Source organism: Bacillus sp. FSL R5-0654 (genome assembly GCF_038008745.1).
GTDB lineage: Bacteria > Bacillota > Bacilli > Bacillales > Bacillaceae > Bacillus > Bacillus safensis.
The window spans coordinates 3,057,304-3,076,720 of the sequence record NZ_JBBOZV010000001.1; the positions used below are offsets into that span (position 1 = coordinate 3,057,304).

The following is a 19,417-nucleotide window of genomic DNA, read 5'->3' on the forward strand; positions in this document are numbered from 1 at the left end:
TCCCCCAGTCGACTTAAAGTGTGACACCTGTTTTGAAAATAGCCAGCTCTCTAAAATTGTTTTTTTCATGATTTAACAGCTTCCCGCTCGCCACATCAATGACAGTTGAAATGAATTTTTCAAATACAACATCTTCCGGTACATCTTCAAGCAGTTCTCCAGCATTAAAGTCAATCCAGTGCTTTTTTGTTTCATATAAGGCTGTGTTGGTTGAGATCTTCATTGTTGGCACAAACGTACCAAATGGTGTCCCCCGGCCTGTTGTAAACAAGACCATTTGACAACCAGAAGCAGCCAGTGCAGATGAAGCAACCAAATCATTACCAGGTGCACTTAATAGGTTCAATCCCTTTTGTTTCAGCAGCTCTCCATATTTCAATACATCTTTAATATCAGAAGTACCTGCTTTTTGTGTACAGCCAAGAGATTTATCCTCTAATGTCGAAATTCCACCTGCTTTATTTCCCGGGGAAGGATTTTCATATACCGGCTGTCGATGATCCATGAAGTATTGTTTAAAGTCATTGATCATTTGCACAATATTGTCGAAAGTCGCTTCTGATTCCGCTCTCTCCATTAAAATCGTTTCTGCTCCAAACATTTCGGGCACTTCTGTTAACACTGTCGTGCCGCCTTGAGCAACAATAAAATCGGACAGTCTGCCTAAAAGCGGATTTGCGGTAATACCAGAGAATCCATCTGATCCTCCGCACTTCAAGCCAATTTTCAGCTCAGATAACGAAATGTCTTCACGATGATCTTCTTTCGCCACATCATAAATTTCCTTAAGTAAAGCGACTCCCGTTTCTATCTCATCTCCTACTTCTTGGCTTCTTAAAAATTTCACTCTCGTACGGTCATATTCACCTAATGTGGACTGAAAATCCTCAATGTCATTGTTTTCACAGCCAAGTCCAAGAACGAGTACTCCTCCAGCGTTAGGGTGCTTCACCGCATTTTGTAAAATGGTTTTGGTATTTTCATGATCGTCCCCAAGCTGTGAGCAGCCATAATTGTGCTTTAATACAAGGGCTGTTTCAAAAGGATGGATGTTTCCACCCATTTCAGCGGTGAATATTTGGATCATTTGATCGGCGATGCCATTCACGCATCCAACGGTAGGAACAATCCAAAGCTCATTGCGGATTCCGCTTCCGCCATTTTTTCGTTTATATCCTTTAAATGTTAGATTCGTTTTTTCATAGGGGTTTTCTGATAATGAAGGCTGGTATTCGTATTCTAGCTTGCCAGATAGATTGGTTTTGATATTATGCGTATGCACCCATTCTCCAGCAGAAATGGCAGTCACTGCATGACCAATGGGATAGCCATATTTGATAATATTCTCTCTTTGCTTGATTTCAGCCAATGCAAACTTATGACCTTTGGCGACGGCCTCTTTTAAGATAATCGTATGCCCTTGATGCTGCAGCTCCTCCCCTTGCTCAAGCTCTTTTAAAGCAATACCGACATTATCTGAAGGGTGGATGACAATAAAGTCTTTCATGCTTTCTCCCCCTGACTTTCATATTGATGAAGCATCATTCGATGAACAGCTGCTCTCATCCCATGCGTCTGTATGAGGGTAAGCTGATCAGCTACAGCTTGACTCAATCCATTTATATCTGTTAAATCTCTGCCCCATAATGACTCGCATGAAAGAATTTTCGCTGCAACTCCTTCATTAGAATGGTTTTCCTCTTCCCATGCTTCCTTCATGAGCGTTAGCACAGTTTCATCATCCTTTATCCTTCCTGCATGTGCTCTGTAGAAATAAATGAGACTGCTAAGTGAAAACACAAGTTTCATTGGCAGCTGTTTCTTTCGTTCAACATAATCAAGCAATGACGGAAGATTACGGGTTCGGAATTTGGATACCCCATTCAGTGCAATATCCAGCAATTGATGCTTTACAAATGGATTGCAAAAACGATCCCAAACGGATTGTGTATAAAGAAGAAGCTCATCTTCAGGGAGTTCAAGCCCTGGAAGTACTTCCTCCTCCAGCATACGCCGGACGAACGGACCAACATGCTCATCATCCACAGCTTCTTTTACAGTTTCTAAACCGCATGAATAGGCAATCGGCACCATCGCTGTATGTGCACCATTTAAAATTCGTACCTTGCTCATACGATAAGGCGCAATATCCTCTACAAAAAGTACATTTAATCCTGCTGCTTGAAAGGGGAGCTCCTTTTGCACAAAGGCAGGCGCTTCAATGACAAAAAGATGATAATATTCTGCCGTGACAAGCAATTCGTCGATATACCCTTCCTCCTTTTGTACAATTTCAGCCGCTTCCTTAGAGAATCCAGGGACAATCCGGTCCACAAGTGTATTACAAAACGTGTTGGCTTCCTTAATCCATGTAATAAACGCAGGCGGCAGTTCCCACTCAGCTGCCATACTGATCACATATTCCTTCAATCGATCACCATTTTGTTCAACCAATTCACAAGGCAGAATGATCAGTCCTTTCTGCTCATCTCCAGCAAATGTTTTAAACCGGTTATACAAGAACGCTGTCAGCTTTCCTGGAAAACTGGCTTGCGGCCGATCCTCCAAACGATCTTCTTTTCTAAACACAAGTCCTGCCTCTGTCGTGTTTGAGAAGACAAAGCGAAGATTCGGGTTTTCCGCTACGTGTAAAAACTCCTCGTAATCCGTATACGTACTAATTCCTCTGCTAATCGATTGGATGATCATACGTTCATTCATTTCTTGCTGGTCATGATATCCCTGAATACATAATGTGTACAAGCCATCTTGTTCATTTAAGGCTGCTACCGATCCTTTTCGTGGAGGAACAACAACCGCTCTTCCTTTAAAATCTGTGCAGTCGTTCAGCTTCTGGATGTGCCAATTGATAAATCCTCGCATAAAATTTCCTTCGCCAATCTGCAAAATCGTTTCCGGATACTCAGCCGCCGGGTATATGGCTTTTGATAATCGTTTCAAATGGATTCCCCTCTCCAAGAAATATGCACACGTGAACATTTTTCTAAGAAGGTGCTGATTACTGCACCTTTTTAACTGAATCTCTGATCATCAGCTCTGTGTGGACATACACTTTTTCCATATGATCCTCTTCTTGCTCTTCACCGTTTATTACTGAAAGGATAGCTTCTGCTCCAAGTGCACACATTTTTTCAATCGGTTTTTTCACCGTTGTCAATGCAGGTGTAGTATAGGACGAAAAAGCAATATCATCAAAACCAATAATAGAAATATCACCTGGACACGTTTTGCCTTTTGCAAATAATGCATTCATTGCACCAATCGCCATGTCATCGTTTGAGCAAAAGAGCGCTGTTGGCGGTTCATCAAGGGCCAGCAGCGACTCCATTGATTCATAGCCGCTTTTCATATGATAATCGCCTTTCATCATATATTCTTTCTTCATAGGTATTTGGTGATCAATTAACGCTTGCAGGAAACCAGCTTTTCTTTCTTGAGTTGATTTAAAGCCTTCTTTCCCTTCAATGATGGCGATTTGTTCATGACCTTGCTGAATGAAATGGTGTGCAGCCTGGTAAGCTCCTTGACTATCATCTGCTAATATATTCATGACCTCATGACTTTCTACACGGCGATTCAGCACAATGATGGGAATGCCCTGTTTTTTCACATGATGGATAAATGCTTCATCGTGCTCGCTTTGACTCATGAGCAAAATGCCATCGTAGCGTTGTTTATGAATGGTTGTGTAATCGTGAAAGTCGTCAATTCCTCTTACAAAGAGATTATAATGCTCTGTCATGACGCTATTGACACCTTTTAACGCATCCACAAAGAAGCTTGAAGATGTGCCTTCTGTTAAACTCGTAAAAAACAGACCAATTGTGAATGATTTTTGTGATACTAGGCCTCTCGCATGGACATTCGGTGAATAATTCAGCTGTTTTGCAATCGACAAAATCTTTTGTTTTGTCTTCTCTTTAATAAAAGGACTGTTATTCAAAGCCCTTGATACCGTGGTATGAGAGACGTTTGCCAATTTTGCTATGTCTTTAATTGTGACTGTCATGCTATTCCGCCTTTTATGATTTTTTACCATCTTATCATAAAACCGCTTTCATTTTCTTCATGTCATTCTGTTTGGATGCTGGAGCTGCTTTGCCCGATCAAATTGGAAATACTGCCTGGCATTTTCATAGCTGATTCCTTTCACGATTCCCCCTAACAGTTCAAGATCATAAGGGGCTTCTCCTTTTTCTACCCAATCTCCGATGATATCGCATAGCAGTCTTCGAAAATATTCATGCCTTGTATACGACAAAAAGCTTCGTGAATCTGTCAGCATCCCAATGAAACGGCTGATCAGTCCAATACTGGATAGAGCCATCATCTGCTCTGTCATCCCTTGTTTCGTATCATTAAACCACCAAGCTGTGCCGTGCTGGATCTTCCCAGGTGTCGTCCCATCTTGAAAGCTTCCAGCCAATGTTGAAATCACAACATTGTCCCGAGGATTCAAGGAATAGAGAATGGTTTTTGGCAGTGCCTGTTCTTGTTCTAAACGGTCTAATATTCTGCAAAGCGGCTTGGCAATGTCTTCATCATTCATCGCATCATACCCTGTATCTGGCCCAAGCCGCTCAAACATTTTCGTATTGTTGTTCCTAAGCGCATTGATATGAAGCTGCATTGCCCAGCCCCGCTCATAGTAAGCCTGACCTAGCTGAATGAAAGTTTGTGTTTTAAATTTGATCTTCTCTTTTTCCGTCAATGAATGCCCAGACATTCTTTTATGAAAGATGGCTTCCACTTCTTCTTCCGTCGTTTCTTCAAACGTCATTTCGTTAATAGCATGATCTGAGATCAAGCAGCCTTGTTCATGGAAAAAATCAATTCTTGAAAGGAGTGCTGTCAAAAAGTCTTGATAGGATTGTATTGAAGTAGATGAAGCCTCTGCCAGTTCGTGAACATACACTGTAAATAGGTGATTCGTTATATCTAGTGCCTTGTCAGGCCGAAATCCGGGCAGTACTTGCACAATGAATCCTTCTTCCCGCAGTTTTTGATGATAGCAAAGCGAATCGACTGGATCATCTGTTGTCACGACTGTTTCAACGTTCGATTTCACAATAAAGTCTCTTGCACCAAAACCCTCTCCTTGCAGCTTTTCATTTACTTTTTGCCAGATGATGTGTGCGGTTTTTTCGTTTAAAAGTTCTTCAACTCCAAAATATCGTCTCAGCTCTAAATGAGTCCAGTGATAGAGCGGGTTTCCAATGGTCATGGGAACGGTCTTCGCCCACGCCAGAAATTTCTCATAGTCTGAGGCATCCCCTGTGACGTGCGATTCGGGTATGCCATTTGCTCTCATGGCACGCCATTTGTAATGATCTCCGTAAAGCCATGCTTCGGTGATATTATGAAAGGTTTTATTCTCATAGATTTCTTTGGGGCTTAAATGACAATGGTAATCTATAATTGGAAGGTCCTTTGCAAACTCATGGTATAGCTTTTCCGCCGTTTGACTGTTGAGTAAAAAATGCTCATCTAAAAAGGCTTTCATCAAACTCCCCCATCTCTCTTATAGATAAAAATAATTTGTTCACGTTAACAATTTTATTGTAATCGTTTACAAAATTGATTTCAATCCTAAAACAGGAAAAAACGATCTCCTTTAGAAAAGAAAATCGTTTTTTGGCTATTTTACAGGTGATGATTTTTTTAGGATAATCGCAATAGTTGTTCCAATGCCTAGTTCACTTTCAACTTGAATGTCACCGTCATGCAGCAAGACGAGTTCTTTTGCTATCGCAAGCCCGAGACCTGTTCCGTTCGTTGGATCGTTTGTATTTGTCCCTCTGTAATAGCGGTTAAATAGGTGATCCACCGTTTCCTGTGCCATTCCGCGGCCATTGTCTTTCATTTCGATTCGAACTTCTTCATTTGTTTCAGATAAAACAGCTGTAATATGTGTGCCTTTTTCGTTATGCTTCACTGCATTCGCCAGCAGGTTCTCAATCACTCGTCTGAACCATGCTTTATCGATCTCAAATATGACACCATCTGTTTGATCTTCAAAGGAGGATGGATAATCCTCAGATGAAGAGCTTCTTGAAAACTCGTCCATAATGGAAGCTAAAAATTCACTGAGTTCAACCGGTTTCCGATTAATAGGCAGGGCACCATTCTTCAATCGGTACGTGAGGTTTAAATCCTCAATCAGTGTTGACATGTATTCTGATTTCTCACGAATCACCTGTCCCATTTCCATGACTTCTTCCTTGGACCATTGATATTGATCGGATTCAAGCATGAGTCCATAGCCATAAATCGTACTTAGAGGCGTTTTCAAATCATGAGACAATCCTGCAATCCATTCTTCCCTTGTGGTTTGAATTTTTCTTCGGTTTGCTTCATTCTCTTTTAATGTAAGCGTGAGCTGATCCATTGTTTTTAGGATATCCTCAAATAATCGGTATTCCCGCTTAATACGGCCTTTTTTATTTTTACTGACTGGAATTCCCTTTCTATTTGTTGGTTCCTGCAATTTATTTTTTGATAAGAAAATCAGCCAGCGAATAATGTGATAAATTGGCAGCCCATAACGATACGAATACCATAATGTCATGACAATAATAATAGTGAGTGCAAGACCTGCAATTAAAATGGTTGTATATTGATTTAAAGCGTCTCTCTCTTTATCGTAAAGCTCGTCCGGGCTGTATACTTTATTTGGTACCGAAACAATAATATACAGGTTTTTATTCACTTTCATATAAGACAGATCACTTCTAAACTCCCAAGGCTTCGATTGATACTTGAGCAGTTCAACATCTGTTACGTTATGTTTCAAATCGGTGTTGGCTCGAATGCCTTTTAAATATTTTCCTTCGTCATTGAACAAATGAACTGATCCGTTCATTCTCTTCAAGAATTCTTTCGTTTCAACCGAATATTGAGATAATGCAGCCAAATTTTTCTCGTGCTGTTTCAGATAATTGGCTACCTTTGTGCTGTTCGTTTTGAACCCATATAACACAGTAAAACTTTCTTGATCAATCTCAATTGGCCAGAAGTACATCTTGTAATCTTTAAATTCTCTTTTTTCAAAGATCTTGATCATTTCATCCTTTTGATAAGACGTTGGAATGGATTTAGGGCGGTGATAGCTATAAACGGTATTCTTCTTTGAATCAATCACTTGCAGCCAGCCGTCTCTTTTTTCCACTGCTTGCTTGAGCTGATCGTCGGCTTCCATTTTTCCATCCTCGTTAAAATAAAGCCAGCTCATGAGTGTATCTCCATCAGCTTTTGTTAAACCAGTTTCGGTCATGTTCTCATAGTATTTATTTAAATATAAGTTCTCAGAGAACGTATTGCCGATCGTCAGAATGGCAATCACAATAAACATTTGTCCGACAAAGTGAAAGAAAAGTTTTGCTCGTAAATTCATAAATTATTGAAGGACCTTTGCAGGGTGCGGTATAAATTTATATCCCATACCACGGATCGTCACAATATATTCTGGCTGACTCGGATCTAATTCAATCTTTTCTCTCAGCTTTCGAATATGAACCATGACAGTGTTGTTATCACCATATGATGGGACGCCCCATACTTTCTCATAGATTTGATCTTTTGAGAGTACCACATTCGGATGGTCACAAAAGTACTTCAGCAAAGAAAGAAGCTGAGCAGAACATGCCGTCACCTCTCCTCTTACTTTCAATTCGGCTGCATGAGGATGATAGGAGAAATGGGCATAATGATATTGGCTTTGAGTGTCTTCTTGCTCCTCCTGTAAGGAGATATATGTTCGATTTAGGTGAGCTTTAATTCTAGCCACTAGCTCAAGCGGGTTAAATGGCTTCGTGATGTAATCATCTGCCCCCTGTGCAAAGCCCGTCAGTTTATCGACATCAGACGTTCTTGCAGTTAAATAGAAAATAGGCACTTTCGTTAACTTTCTGATTTCAGGCAGAACGTCAAAGCCAGACTTACCGGGCATCATTACATCTAGAAGTAAGAGGTGGATGTCCTCGTTTTTGACAATATCTAATGCTTCATCTGCATGGTAGGCTTGATAAATATGCTTGAATCCTTCTTTTTTTAATACGCGTTCAACCATTTTCACAATTGCTTCTTCGTCATCTGCAATCAATATTTTTGCTGTTTCCACGCATCTCTTTCCTTTCTAGCATGATCTCTAACCGTATATTACCATTGTCTAAAGTAAAAAAGTACCTCTTTTCTGCATAAAAGCGAAAAAATATCAACTGGAGAAAATGGCAGGAATAGAAAGTTTCAAACATGCAAAAAAACCCGGTAGCTGCACCGGGTTCCTATACATCTATTATCCATTCACAGCTTCTAGCTTTCGTTCATGATTCATTAAGTCATATGTTAAACAGATCGGCTTATTCGTTCTAGGATCAAGCACAATTTCTGCATCAATATGGAATACCCGACTGAGTACATCTTTGGTCATGACCTCATGAGGCGTACCATCTTTTATGACTTTCCCTTGATTGAGGGCAATCATGTAATGTGAAAAACGCGCCGCATGATTCAAATCATGGATGACCATCAACACAGTTCGGCCCTGCTCCCTATTTAAGCGTTCTAACAGCTGAAGAATCTCGAGCTGATGTGCAAGATCCAAATACGTCGTAGGTTCATCTAATAGGAGCAGCTCTGTTTCCTGGGCAAGTGCCATCGCAATCCATACACGCTGACGCTGTCCGCCGGAAAGTGCTTCAATTGGCCGATCATGAAAAGCAATCATTCCCGTTTCCTCAAGTGCCCACCTAATGATTCGTTTATCTTCATTTGATAAGCGGCCAAACCCATTTTGATGCGGGAAACGTCCATATGACACGAGCTCATACACTGTCAATCCACTTGGTGCTTCGGGTGTTTGCGGTAAGATCGCCATTTGTTTTGAAATTTCTTTTGTCGGCGTCTCGTGGATAGCCTTGCCATTTAAGTAAACAGCTCCTCGATTGGATTTCATTATACGAGACATCGTTTTTAAAATGGTTGATTTCCCGCAGCCATTCGGTCCAATCAGTGTTGTCACCTTGCCTTTTGGGATACTGACATTCAAATCTTCTACAATCAAACGGTCTTGATAACCGATACAAAGCTTTTCTGTTTCGAGTGATTTCATATGTTGTCTCTCCTTCCTCATTAGTTCGATTTCATCAATAAGTAAATGAAGTAAGGTGCGCCTAAAGCAGAAACGACAAGGCCAACTGGCACTTCTGATGGTGCAAGGATGACGCGGCCAATTGTATCTGCCAGTAATAATAACAGCGCGCCAATCAGCGCGGAGGCCGGTATCATTCCTTGATGCTTTGGCCCAACAAGCTTTCTAGCTAAGTGCGGTGCGGCTAATCCTAGGAAAGAGATACTTCCTGCAACAGCAACACTCGCACCTGCTAATGCAACGGCAATCAGCATGAGAAGGCTTCTTTCTTTATGAACAGCAATGCCCAATCCATAGGACAGCTGATCACCTAAATTCATAATGTTTAAGTAGCGTGATCTGACAAGCGCTAATATAAGGAAAATCAGCATCCATGGCAGAACAGATAAGACGTACGTCCAGCTCGAGCCATAAATGCTTCCAGATAACCACACGATGGCTTGGTTAAAATCATTTGGGCTCATTTTTAACTGGATGACCACAATTGCTGCTGAAAACGCAGCATTCACACCAATACCAGTTAAAATCAATCGAACAGGTGTGATGCCTTTTTTCCACGCTAGCACATAGATGAGAAATGCAGCAAAGCCTGCACCTACGAACGCGAAAAGCGGCAGTACAAAAATCGTAAAATCACCTAAATTTGTCATCGTGCCTTGAAATGCAAAGATAAATAGCACAACGGCAAAACCAGCACCGGCATTGACACCGAGAATACCCGGGTCAGCTAAACCATTTTGAGAAACACCTTGCCAAATCGCTCCTGATACAGCGATAGAAGCGCCGACAAGTAAAGCGATGACCATTCTTGGAAGCCTGAACTCGAATAATACGAGTTCATCCATTTCACTTCCGAATCCAAAAAGTGTTTTCAATGTATCCATCGGAGAGATTCGAATTTCTCCGGTATTTAAACTAATGAGAAACACAGCTACGATCGTGAAAAAGATCATGAGCATCGTTCGTTGATATTTCTTTTTCTTTGCTTGCTGCACCATTTCCATTTAAATCCCGCTCCTTTCACGTCTAGCTAAGTATAAGAAGAAAGGAACGCCTATAATCGCAGTAATGGCACCGACTGGCGTTTCAAACGGAGCGTTGACCAGTCTTGCAGCAATGTCTGCATAAATTAACAAAGTGGCCCCTAAAATAGCGGAGCATGGGATAATCCAGCGATAGTCCACTCCAACCAAAAATCGAGTGACATGAGGGATCACAAGCCCAATAAAACCAATAGAGCCTGCTACCGACACGGCAGCACCCGTTAAAAGAATAACAACCAATATACCAAGCATCTTGACCGTTTTTGTATATTGTCCAAGTCCTTTCGCCAGTTCTTCACCTAAGCTCAAAACCGTGATCGAACGGGCAAGGATCATTGCAATGATTAGTCCTGCAATGGCAACTGGAATGATGATATGAATGTTACTCCAATTCACACCTGCCACTCCGCCAGCATACCAAAAGCTCATATCTTGAGCGACATCAAAACGGATGGCAATGGCTGAGGAGATGGAGCTCAAAAGTGCTCCAACCGCTGTACCAGCTAGTGCGAGCTTTACAGGAGTCAGCCCCCCTTTTGACATAGTACCGACACCAAATACAATAGAGGCACCGAGTGCGGCTCCAACAAATGACCAAAGAATTAATGTAAAAGAAGATTGGCCAGGGAAAAATGCTAATGCAATGGCAATCGCAAATGCGGAGCCATTTGTCACACCCATAATCTCAGGTGACGCAAGCGCGTTTCTTGTCATTCCTTGCATAATGGCACCTGATACGGCTAAAAAGGCACCGACGAGGGCAGCTCCAACTGTACGCGGCAGCCTCAATTCCCGAATGATTTGATGTGAAGTTTGATGTGGATCAAAATGAAAAACGGCTTCCCATACAGTCTGTAGATGAATGTTTGCCGCTCCTAATGATACTGATAAAAAAAGACCAAATGCTAAAGCGATCATTCCTATGATGATAACAGCTGCTGTTCCAAAAGGCTTCGTGACAATATCGATCGTATCATCGCTGGCTGGCAGCTGTTTATTCGATTGTGAGCCCAAAACCAGTCTCTTCCTTTCCGTTCATGTCTATTCTCTATTAGTGATAATGATTATCAATCTCGAAGTCTAGTATATCACTTTCTTTTCTTTTTGAAATCACTGTTCTGATAAATTTCTTTATTTTCGGCAAAAAACTGTGAGAATTTCATCATTTTTCTTTTGGTTCTAAATTAGCCGATGCATTTTTGTTCCTATCATGTTACGATAAAATTGAAAATGAGAATCATTATCAAAGGAAAGTGAATAGGAGAGAACTTTTGTGAAAAAACGAACTGGATTTCTTTTGATTTCTTTATCCATCCTTATGATCTTTACAGCCGCCTGCGGCAGCACTTCAAATAAACAATCTGCAGCAAAAAAGAATGACATGATCACCTATCAGGATGCCAAAGGTGAAGTGAAGCTACCGAAAAATCCGAAACGAATAGTGCTTCTTGCAGAAAGCTATTACGGGGACCTCGTCACGCTCGGCAAGACGCCGGTTGCTACAACATCACCCATCTTTAAAAACCCTTTTTATAAAGGAAAAACAGATGGAGTGGAAAATCTCGGAAGGACCCCATCAGTCGAAAAAGTAGCCGCTTTGAAGCCAGATATGATTATTGCATGGGGAGAAGACGAGAAGTTTGATCAATACAAAAAAATCGCCCCAACTGTAGCGGTTAAATACAACCAATATTCCTTCAAAGACCAGCTAAAAGAATTCGGTAAAATGACAGGTACACCAAAAAAAGCAACAGAATGGATCACGAAATGGGATACCAAAATTGCTGAGGTGAAACCAAAGGTAACAAAAGCGGTCGGCAGCAAAACGGTTTCGATCGTATCGCCATTTGATAAAGGTATTTATATTTTTGGAAACACCTTTGGCCGCGGGGGCGAAATCATTTATGACGAGCTGAAATTAAAAGCACCGAAGGCCGTCAAAAAAGAAGCGATCGACAGCGGTGTCGGCTATGCAAACATTTCTCTTGAGAAGCTGCCAGAATTCGCAGGCGACTATATTTTCACAGGTCCATGGAGCGGCTCAAAAAGTAATGGTGACCAAGTGTATCAAAGCAGCATTTGGACATCACTTCCTGCCGTCAAAAATAAACGTGTATTTGAAATAGATCCCGTCGGTTACTTCTTTAATGACCCAGTGTCACTAGAAGGTCAGCTAGAGTTCATTGTGGACCGATTGACATCTGCATCATAAAAAAACGTTTCTCCAGAGATGGAGAAACGTCCAAATTATTGACAAAGGGATAAAATGAGCTTTATTTTAGCCCTTTGTCTTCTTTTCAGCGTGATAGAAAACCTTTGCAGTCTAGGAAGGGCGAGTACCGGAGCGGAGCGAATTGAAACATTCGTGAGCACCGGAGCGCAGACCTGACAACGAATGCGAGGGTTTGTCTACACGCTGAACGTTTCTCCAGAGATGGAGAAACGTCTTCCTTATCTTATACCGTTTCTTTGGCAAATCCTTTTGACATAAGTGGATAAAGCAAAATCCCCACTAAGAATAGACCGATTCCAAGACCAAAAGTTTTCAAGTCGGCTGTTCCTGAAATAATGACCCAAGCTGAATATCCCATCGCAACAAGTGCAATGATACCGTCTCTTGTTCGATTTCCTTTTTGAAGCTCATATGTGTCACCTTGCATGATGACCTTAAAGCTGTAGATGGAAGACACAATATACGGAATAAGATACGCAAGTGTCGCTGATGTGGTTAAAAAGGTAAAAGCTTCATTAATCGTACGTGACATCACAGAGAAGATAAACAGCTGTGACATAATATTTGTAACAGTCAAAGCGAAAGCAGGGCTTCCTTTTTTGTTTGTTTTTGCAAATACTGCTGGAAAATCACCAGCCTTTGCTGCTTGATACGGTACTTCTGAACCAAGTAAGATCCAGCCAAGCATCGAACCAAACAAACAAATAATCGCCAGCAGCGCCATGACAATTCCGCCAGCTGGCCCAATAATAAGCTGAAGCACATCCACGAATGGTTTGTCAGAGCCTTGCAATTGATCATGCGGCAGAACGCCCATTGTAATCAATGTGATAATCATGTAGATCGAAAGTGCGATTAAAAGACCTGTAATCGTCGCACGTTTCACATCACGCTGTGAGGATGCTCTTCCTGATAAAATGACAGCTGATTCAATCCCAATAAATGCCCATAGTGTGGAAATAGCCGCATGATGAATTTGGCCGCCAAGTCCGAGCACTCCTTCTCCGCCTGTTTCAACTGGGAAGTAATAATGTTCAAATAATGCCGTTTGAAATGCAAATAATCCCGCCACAATAAAAAGGACGAATCCAAGCACCTTCGAAAAGGTCGTAATAAAATTCAATTTACTTGCAGCACTTAAGCTAGTGATTAAAATGGTATGTGTTCCCCATAGAAGAAGGGTACATACGATAAACGTCATGAGCTGGCCAAGTGTGACCGCTTCTTTTCCAAAGGTAAAAACTTCAGTCTTCACGGTGAGAATAGGGAAAAAAGTCGTTAAATAACCAGCAAGGCTTGTAATAATTGCGACATTACTAATCCAGCTTGCCACCCAATATCCCCAAACCATTGTAAAACCGGCCGCTTTCCCTTTTTTCGGATCTTTAAAAAGCGCCCTTGCATAACTTTGTGGTCCAGCCGTCAGCTGCGGCTTATGAATGGACAAATGCCCAAATACAAGCGCAATCATCAGCACACCGCCGCCTGTGACAAGCCATGCCATCGTCACACCTAAAGGACTGGCGTGCTGGGCAAGCGTACTTGGCAGCATAAAGATGCCTGAACCTACCATATTTCCGACGACAAAAGCCGTCAATAACCAAAAACCCCATTTTTTTGTCTGTTCCATTTCCGTACCTCCGTTTTATTCACTTTGGACCAGACCCGGCAGTATCTTCATTGATATATTTGTGAAGCAATGACTTGCATTCTTTATGTTCATCATGGATTACTTATTCACAGCATACCCTTATTTTTGTTACTCAGAACATAAAAAAAAGCCTGAACAAAAGTCCATGCTTTTCAAAACATACACCTTGATCTCCGGATAGCCCTCCACGCTTCAAAGACGTGGCAGTCCTGCATTTATTCAATGCAGACCCAGCATAAAGAAAGTTGGAGCTCTCTTTACACTTCGGCGCTGATGCCTTTTTTCTCATGATCTACGATTCCATCTCTCCTATGAGTGACTCATCATCCGCGCAACCTCTACCTCACTGAGACATAGCGTGAGGATTTCTATTCATTTTTACTACACGAAGGTTATCAAACATTCTCACATCTGTCAAAGGGAAAAACATAGAAAAAAGGCAGAGAACGATTTCTCTGCCCTTTACCTGCTTATTGTTGGTTGTTTTTCTTCTTTTGTACAGCTTCCTGAAGCGGATCGCCTGCTAGCTCTTTACTTGCTTCTTCTAACAGCTGATCTACCTGCTGATGGTTTTTCTCACTTTTCGCCTTTTTATCCTTTTGGAAAAATGACATCGCTGTTTCCTCCCTTTTCATAAAATGCGGTTGCCTGTTTAATTTGCGCTACAGCGCTCAGCATTATACAAGGGAAGAGGCTCAATCATCATGAAAGGTCTGTCTCATTTTTTGCAAGTACGACAGAAAGGTTTTTAAATCATCCTTTGTGAAGTCTGACATCATATGCTGAATCACTTTTCCGAAAAGACGTGTATGCTTTTCATAAATCGCCATCCCTTTTTCCGTGACTTCTAAACGAACAAGTGATGAATCGTCCTTGTCCCGTTCTCTTTGAATATAACCCTGCTCACATAATTTATTGAGTGCAATAGAGGCTGCACCAGGGTTTAATGAGAGTCTTTGCTTCAGCTCTTCGGCATGTGATACTTTGCCTTGTATCAAAATAGAAAGAGCATATATCTGCGGGGGCGTGATGTCTTTCTCTAACTCAAGTAACTTGCGGTTTAATTTACGGCTGACTTCATAATGTACAAGAACAATTTCTTTTAAAATGTCTGCATTACCCATCCGAATCGCATCCTTATCGTTAGTATCAACATGACTTCTCCCTTATTATAGAATGTTTTTCCATTCAGCCAACCATTTTGGTCTCTTTTTCTTTAGAAATAAGCCTTGCTGAATAAATCCACCCTTGATATAGTGAGTACTTGAACTAAAGATAGAACAGGAGTACGCATCATGACAGGAAAAACACACATCATGGGCGGAGTTGCCGCCTCTACAGCCGTTGCCTACTATTATGGATTAGACCCAGTGACGATGGCTGTTGCTGGATCAGTTGGTGCCCTGATCCCTGATCTTTGCCATACAAAAAGTAAAATCGGCAGAAAATTCCCGCTGCTCTCGGCACTGATCAGCAGTGTATTCGGTCATCGCACGTTTACACACAGTTTATTATTTTTGCTGATCATTTATTTTCTAGCGACAACATACATTCCAAATGACAGCCTAAGTATCGGTTTACTAGTCGGGATGGCAAGTCATCTCATCCTGGATGCAGGAACAGTGAACGGGATTAAATTTTTATTTCCAGCTTCCATTAAAGTGCGTCTTCCCTTCTATGTCAAAACAGGCAGCACAGGAGAACAAGTCGTACTAGCTGCTCTTACCGTCGTTACCTGCTATTACATCGCCGTCATCTGCGGCATATCCATCCCATTCTCATGAATTAAAAAGAGTTTTTCCGAAAAACACAGGATATGAATTGATCATTCCTCATTTTTTTAGTAGGTTTAAGATAAGTGTTTTTGCCTTGCAGCTGAATACAGAATGATGAGGAGCTACATAAATGAAAGCGTTCTTCAAAAATCACTGGTTTTTAGTGTATTCCATCCTCTTCATGTGGATGAAAACATACATCATATATCAATTCGGATTTCACATAAGAACGGCCAATCTGTTTCATGAATGGCTGCTTTTGATCAATCCACTTAGCTTTTTGCTCCCGTTGTTTGGGATTGCTCTTTTTTTAAATGAAAAGAAGCAAAAGATTTTTTTATTGACCGCAAATTTTATTTTGACGGCGATTCTCATAGCGAATACGATCTTTTATGGATTTTATATTGATTTCATTACGATCCCTGTATTATTCCAAGCGAAAAACATGGGGGATATGGGCAGCAGTATGACAGAATTGTTCCACCCGCTGTTTTTGCTGATGCTCATTGATTTCGTGGTACTGGCATGGCTGTTAAAGCGTAAACCTTTAGCACCAAAAGCCTCCTTCAAGACGATCAAAACATATTATGCCGTGTGCTGCAGCTTTCTATTGTTTCATGTCAGTTCAGCCATGATGGATCACCCTCGTTTTCTGACAAGCTCTTATGATCGAGAAGTGATTGTACGAAACCTTGGGCTGTTCCAGTTCCACCTGTATGACGGCGCTGCCCAAACAGCGCGAATTGGACAAAAAGCCTTTGCAGATGAAGATACACTTTCAACCGTAGCTAACTACACAAAGGCTGATTACAGTGCACCAAACGAAGAGTACTTTGGACTTGCTAAAGGCAAGAACGTTGTGTTCATTTCACTCGAATCAACCCAGCAATTTGTCGTTGATCAAAAGGTGAATGGACAATACATCACGCCCTTTTTAAATCAACTCGCTAAAAAGAGTTTTTATTTTGATGAATTTTATCAGCAGACTGAGCAAGGAAAGACGTCGGATTCAGAGTTTATTGTCGCAAATTCCCTCTACCCATCTAGCAGTGGCGCTGTCTTTTTTACAGCGAGTGACAACGAATATGACACGTTATACAAGCAGCTGAAAAAAGAGAACTATCAATCCGTCCAATTTCATGCGAATAATAAAACGTTTTGGAATCGTGATGTGATGTATGAATCGTTTGGAATTGACCGCTTTTATGATGTCGATTCATATCAAGTCAATGAACAGAATTCAACTGGCTGGGGCTTAAAGGATATCGACTTCTTTGACCAATCCATTGATTATTTAAAAAAGTTGAAGGCGCCTTATTACAGCACATTTATTACCTTGACCAATCACTTTCCATTTGAAATCGATCCAAAGGATCAATTGATTGATGAATATGATTCGTCCAGCGCCATTTTAAACCGCTATGTGACGACTGTCCGCTATCAGGATGAAGCCATTAAGACATTTTTTGACCGTATGAAAGAAGAAGGACTGTATGACAATACAATGTTTGTTCTCATGGGGGATCACTATGGCATCTCCGAGGCACATCATCAGGCAATGGCAGAGCTGCTCAATAAAGATGAAATCACACCGTTTGATGCTGTGAAATTGCAGCGGGTTCCCTTTTTGATTTACATTCCGGGAGTCACAGATCAAGCACCGCAGACAATTTCTGAAACAGCTGGGCAAATCGACGTGAAGCCGACCCTCCTGCACTTACTCGGTATTGAAACGAAGGATGCCATTCAATTTGGCAATGACTTATTTTCAAACGAACGGACGCCTTTTGCTGTTTTGAGAAACGGGAACTTTATTACAGATGATTATCTCTATACAAAGAACACCTGCTATGACCAAAAAACAAAAGAACCTGTTGAACAGGATGAGGTGTGTCAGCCTTATATCGAAAAAGCCAATAAAGAGCTTTCCTTATCAGACAAAGTGATCAATGGGAATTTGCTCCGTTTTTATCAGCATTAAAAGTCGCCTTCTGGCGGCTTTTTCTTTTCTCTTTTTACTTAAAGCCTATGAATGGTCAAATAAGTTTGCTTATAATAAAGGATACAGATGATATTGAATAATAAGAGGTGTAAACATGAAGTATGCGTTCTTCGCCTTCATCGCCATCTGTTTACTCCTGAGCGGGTGTCAAACAGAGATGAAGTCATCGGATACAACCAAAAAAACTGAGCTTGTCATTTCAGCTGCGGCAAGTCTTCAGGATGCACTAAAGGAAATTGAATCCACCTATAATGATGAGCATCCGAATGTGACATTAACAAATAATTTCGGGTCATCCGGCGCATTGAAGCAGCAAATTGCGCAAGGGGCAAAGGCCGATCTCTTTTTCTCTGCAGCTGAAGCGCCCTTTGATGAACTTGTGAAATCTGGAGACATCGATCAACATTTTATCAAGGATGCTATCCAAAATGAGCTTGTACTCATTGTGCCAAAAGATCACTCTTCCTCTATTAAAAGCTTTCAAGACGCCCAGCACATAAAAGGAAAGGTTGCTCTTGGCACACCTGAATCCGTTCCTGCTGGTACATACGGCAAAGAGATTTTCACAAAGCTGAACATCTGGGATCAAGTGAAAAAGAACGCTGTGTACGGCAAGGATGTGCGGCAGGTTTTAAGCTACGTAGAAACAGGAAATGTGGAAGCAGGTGTTGTGTATAAAACAGATGCCCTCGTTTCCAAAAAAGTAAAGATTGCAGCTGAAGCCAATCAGGACATGCACTCCCCGATCATTTACCCAGTAGGGATCATAAAAGGGACAGAACATTTAGAGGAAGCCAAGTCCTTTTTTGAATTTCTTCAATCAAAAGCAGCCAAATCCATTTTTAAAAAATACGGCTTTCAAGTAACATAATGCCCATGCTCACTGAAGAATTCCTATCTCCCATTTGGCTGTCTGTGCAAGTTGCCGTTGTGAGCGGACTGCTGGCAACTGTTTTTGGTACATTGATTGGTTATTGGATGGCGCGAACATCATTTAAAGGGAAAATGATCGTAGAAACGTTCTTGATGATGCCGCTTGTCCTTCCGCCAACGGTTGTAGGGTTTTTATTGCTCGTCATATTCGGAAGGCATAGCATGATAGGAGACGTGATTGAATGGATCTTCCACCAACCTGTCATTTTTACATGGTGGGCGGCGGTAATTGCATCAACGGTTGTGGCATTCCCGCTTATGTATCAATCAGCAAAAGCCGGATTTTCAACCATTGAGTCAGATATTGAAGGGGCTGCAAAAGTAGATGGTGCTCATTCATTCCAAGTCTTTGCTTATATTACTGTACCACTTGCCCTGCCTTCCCTCTTGTCAGGCAGCATCCTCAGCTTTGCTAGAGCCCTTGGAGAATTCGGGGCGACCTTAATGTTTGCCGGCAACATCCCAGGAAAAACGCAAACACTCCCAACCGCTATCTATGTGGCAATTGATTCTGGACGAATGGAGCTTGCTTGGGCTTGGACGATTTGTATTGTGATCCTATCTTTTATCATGCTCTTGGCTGTGCGCCGAAGCAGTACGTAAAAAATCCT

Annotated in this window: 17 protein-coding genes and 1 riboswitch; of the genes, 5 read left to right on the top strand and 12 right to left on the bottom strand. The window is 41.5% G+C overall.

Annotated features, from left to right (window positions below; genetic code table 11):
- Window positions 1–13: 13 nt before the first annotated feature.
- From NSS76_RS15735 to NSS76_RS15775, 9 genes are all read right to left on the bottom strand, one after another.
- Window positions 14–1,507: a UxaA family hydrolase gene (locus NSS76_RS15735; protein ID WP_073207409.1), complete on the bottom strand. Its 1,494-nt coding sequence runs from the start codon at window positions 1,505–1,507 to the stop codon at window positions 14–16.
- Window positions 1,504–2,961, bottom strand: a complete 1,458-nt coding sequence (locus NSS76_RS15740; protein WP_081372097.1) for a tagaturonate reductase — start codon at window positions 2,959–2,961, stop codon at window positions 1,504–1,506. The genes NSS76_RS15735 and NSS76_RS15740 overlap by 4 nt, the downstream gene beginning before the upstream one ends.
- A 58-nt stretch (window positions 2,962–3,019) precedes the next feature.
- Complete coding sequence (locus tag NSS76_RS15745; RefSeq protein ID WP_073207414.1) at window positions 3,020–4,030, bottom strand: LacI family DNA-binding transcriptional regulator; 1,011 nt, start codon at window positions 4,028–4,030, stop codon at window positions 3,020–3,022.
- A gap of 57 nt (window positions 4,031–4,087) precedes the next feature.
- Entirely contained in the window at window positions 4,088–5,524 is a 1,437-nt protein-coding gene (gene uxaC, locus NSS76_RS15750) for a glucuronate isomerase (RefSeq protein ID WP_073207417.1), read from the bottom strand.
- Window positions 5,525–5,659: 135 nt separating this feature from the next.
- On the bottom strand, window positions 5,660–7,414 hold the full coding sequence (locus NSS76_RS15755; RefSeq protein ID WP_341082431.1) for a sensor histidine kinase: 1,755 nt from the start codon (window positions 7,412–7,414) through the stop codon (window positions 5,660–5,662).
- 3 nt (window positions 7,415–7,417) lie between these two features.
- The gene (locus NSS76_RS15760; protein ID WP_341082432.1) at window positions 7,418–8,140 is read right to left on the bottom strand and encodes a response regulator transcription factor; all 723 of its coding nucleotides are present in this window, start codon (window positions 8,138–8,140) and stop codon (window positions 7,418–7,420) included.
- Window positions 8,141–8,314: 174 nt separating this feature from the next.
- On the bottom strand, window positions 8,315–9,130 hold the full coding sequence (locus NSS76_RS15765) for an ABC transporter ATP-binding protein (protein ID WP_024423449.1): 816 nt from the start codon (window positions 9,128–9,130) through the stop codon (window positions 8,315–8,317).
- Between the two features lie 20 nt (window positions 9,131–9,150).
- Entirely contained in the window at window positions 9,151–10,173 is a 1,023-nt protein-coding gene (locus tag NSS76_RS15770) for a FecCD family ABC transporter permease (RefSeq protein ID WP_341082433.1), read from the bottom strand.
- A complete protein-coding gene (locus NSS76_RS15775) occupies window positions 10,174–11,226 on the bottom strand; it encodes a FecCD family ABC transporter permease (protein WP_268479094.1) in 1,053 nt (350 codons plus the stop codon). It abuts the gene before it with no gap.
- Between the two features lie 259 nt (window positions 11,227–11,485).
- Here NSS76_RS15775 and NSS76_RS15780 point away from each other — a divergent pair, with 259 nt between their 5' ends.
- Window positions 11,486–12,424, top strand: coding sequence for an iron-hydroxamate ABC transporter substrate-binding protein (locus NSS76_RS15780; protein WP_125586089.1), 939 nt, complete (start codon window positions 11,486–11,488; stop codon window positions 12,422–12,424).
- Between the two features lie 244 nt (window positions 12,425–12,668).
- On the opposite strand, the gene NSS76_RS15785 is transcribed toward NSS76_RS15780, so the two are convergent.
- The 3 genes from NSS76_RS15785 to NSS76_RS15795 form a co-directional block, all read right to left on the bottom strand.
- Window positions 12,669–14,075 (bottom strand): amino acid permease, encoded by a 1,407-nt coding sequence (locus tag NSS76_RS15785; protein WP_041107769.1) that lies wholly within the window; start codon window positions 14,073–14,075, stop codon window positions 12,669–12,671.
- Window positions 14,076–14,266: 191 nt separating this feature from the next.
- A riboswitch (Lysine riboswitch) is annotated at window positions 14,267–14,445 on the bottom strand.
- A 121-nt stretch (window positions 14,446–14,566) separates the two neighbouring features.
- On the bottom strand, window positions 14,567–14,710 hold the full coding sequence (gene sspJ, locus NSS76_RS15790; protein WP_024423454.1) for a small acid-soluble spore protein SspJ: 144 nt from the start codon (window positions 14,708–14,710) through the stop codon (window positions 14,567–14,569).
- Between the two features lie 81 nt (window positions 14,711–14,791).
- Window positions 14,792–15,220: a MarR family winged helix-turn-helix transcriptional regulator gene (locus tag NSS76_RS15795; protein WP_024423455.1), complete on the bottom strand. Its 429-nt coding sequence runs from the start codon at window positions 15,218–15,220 to the stop codon at window positions 14,792–14,794.
- A 171-nt stretch (window positions 15,221–15,391) separates the two neighbouring features.
- On the opposite strand from NSS76_RS15795, the gene NSS76_RS15800 reads away from it, so the two are divergent.
- The 4 genes from NSS76_RS15800 to modB all read left to right on the top strand — a co-directional run bounded on the left by NSS76_RS15800 (window position 15,392) and on the right by modB (window position 19,409).
- Window positions 15,392–15,880: a metal-dependent hydrolase gene (locus NSS76_RS15800; RefSeq protein ID WP_341082434.1), complete on the top strand. Its 489-nt coding sequence runs from the start codon at window positions 15,392–15,394 to the stop codon at window positions 15,878–15,880.
- 121 nt (window positions 15,881–16,001) lie between these two features.
- Window positions 16,002–17,852: an LTA synthase family protein gene (locus NSS76_RS15805; protein ID WP_341082435.1), complete on the top strand. Its 1,851-nt coding sequence runs from the start codon at window positions 16,002–16,004 to the stop codon at window positions 17,850–17,852.
- A gap of 115 nt (window positions 17,853–17,967) precedes the next feature.
- Complete coding sequence (gene modA, locus NSS76_RS15810) at window positions 17,968–18,744, top strand: molybdate ABC transporter substrate-binding protein (RefSeq protein WP_133744572.1); 777 nt, start codon at window positions 17,968–17,970, stop codon at window positions 18,742–18,744.
- A complete protein-coding gene (gene modB, locus NSS76_RS15815) occupies window positions 18,744–19,409 on the top strand; it encodes a molybdate ABC transporter permease subunit (RefSeq protein WP_073207437.1) in 666 nt (221 codons plus the stop codon). The genes modA and modB overlap by 1 nt, the downstream gene beginning before the upstream one ends.
- Window positions 19,410–19,417: the final 8 nt, after the last annotated feature.

Excerpts from the sequence above, each read along its gene's own strand:
- NSS76_RS15735 (WP_073207409.1), bottom strand. The coding sequence starts at position 1,507 with ATGAAAGACTTTATTGTCATCCACCCTTCAGATAATGTCGGTATTGCT.
- NSS76_RS15745 (WP_073207414.1), bottom strand. The coding sequence starts at position 4,030 with ATGACAGTCACAATTAAAGACATAGCAAAATTGGCAAACGTCTCTCAT.
- uxaC (WP_073207417.1), bottom strand. The coding sequence starts at position 5,524 with ATGAAAGCCTTTTTAGATGAGCATTTTTTACTCAACAGTCAAACGGCG.
- NSS76_RS15755 (WP_341082431.1), bottom strand. The coding sequence starts at position 7,414 with ATGAATTTACGAGCAAAACTTTTCTTTCACTTTGTCGGACAAATGTTT.
- NSS76_RS15765 (WP_024423449.1), bottom strand. The coding sequence starts at position 9,130 with ATGAAATCACTCGAAACAGAAAAGCTTTGTATCGGTTATCAAGACCGT.
- NSS76_RS15770 (WP_341082433.1), bottom strand. The coding sequence starts at position 10,173 with ATGGAAATGGTGCAGCAAGCAAAGAAAAAGAAATATCAACGAACGATG.
- NSS76_RS15785 (WP_041107769.1), bottom strand. The coding sequence starts at position 14,075 with ATGGAACAGACAAAAAAATGGGGTTTTTGGTTATTGACGGCTTTTGTC.
- sspJ (WP_024423454.1), bottom strand. The coding sequence starts at position 14,710 with ATGTCATTTTTCCAAAAGGATAAAAAGGCGAAAAGTGAGAAAAACCAT.
- NSS76_RS15795 (WP_024423455.1), bottom strand. The coding sequence starts at position 15,220 with ATGGGTAATGCAGACATTTTAAAAGAAATTGTTCTTGTACATTATGAA.
- NSS76_RS15800 (WP_341082434.1), top strand. The coding sequence starts at position 15,392 with ATGACAGGAAAAACACACATCATGGGCGGAGTTGCCGCCTCTACAGCC.
- NSS76_RS15805 (WP_341082435.1), top strand. The coding sequence starts at position 16,002 with ATGAAAGCGTTCTTCAAAAATCACTGGTTTTTAGTGTATTCCATCCTC.
- modA (WP_133744572.1), top strand. The coding sequence starts at position 17,968 with ATGAAGTATGCGTTCTTCGCCTTCATCGCCATCTGTTTACTCCTGAGC.
- modB (WP_073207437.1), top strand. The coding sequence starts at position 18,744 with ATGCCCATGCTCACTGAAGAATTCCTATCTCCCATTTGGCTGTCTGTG.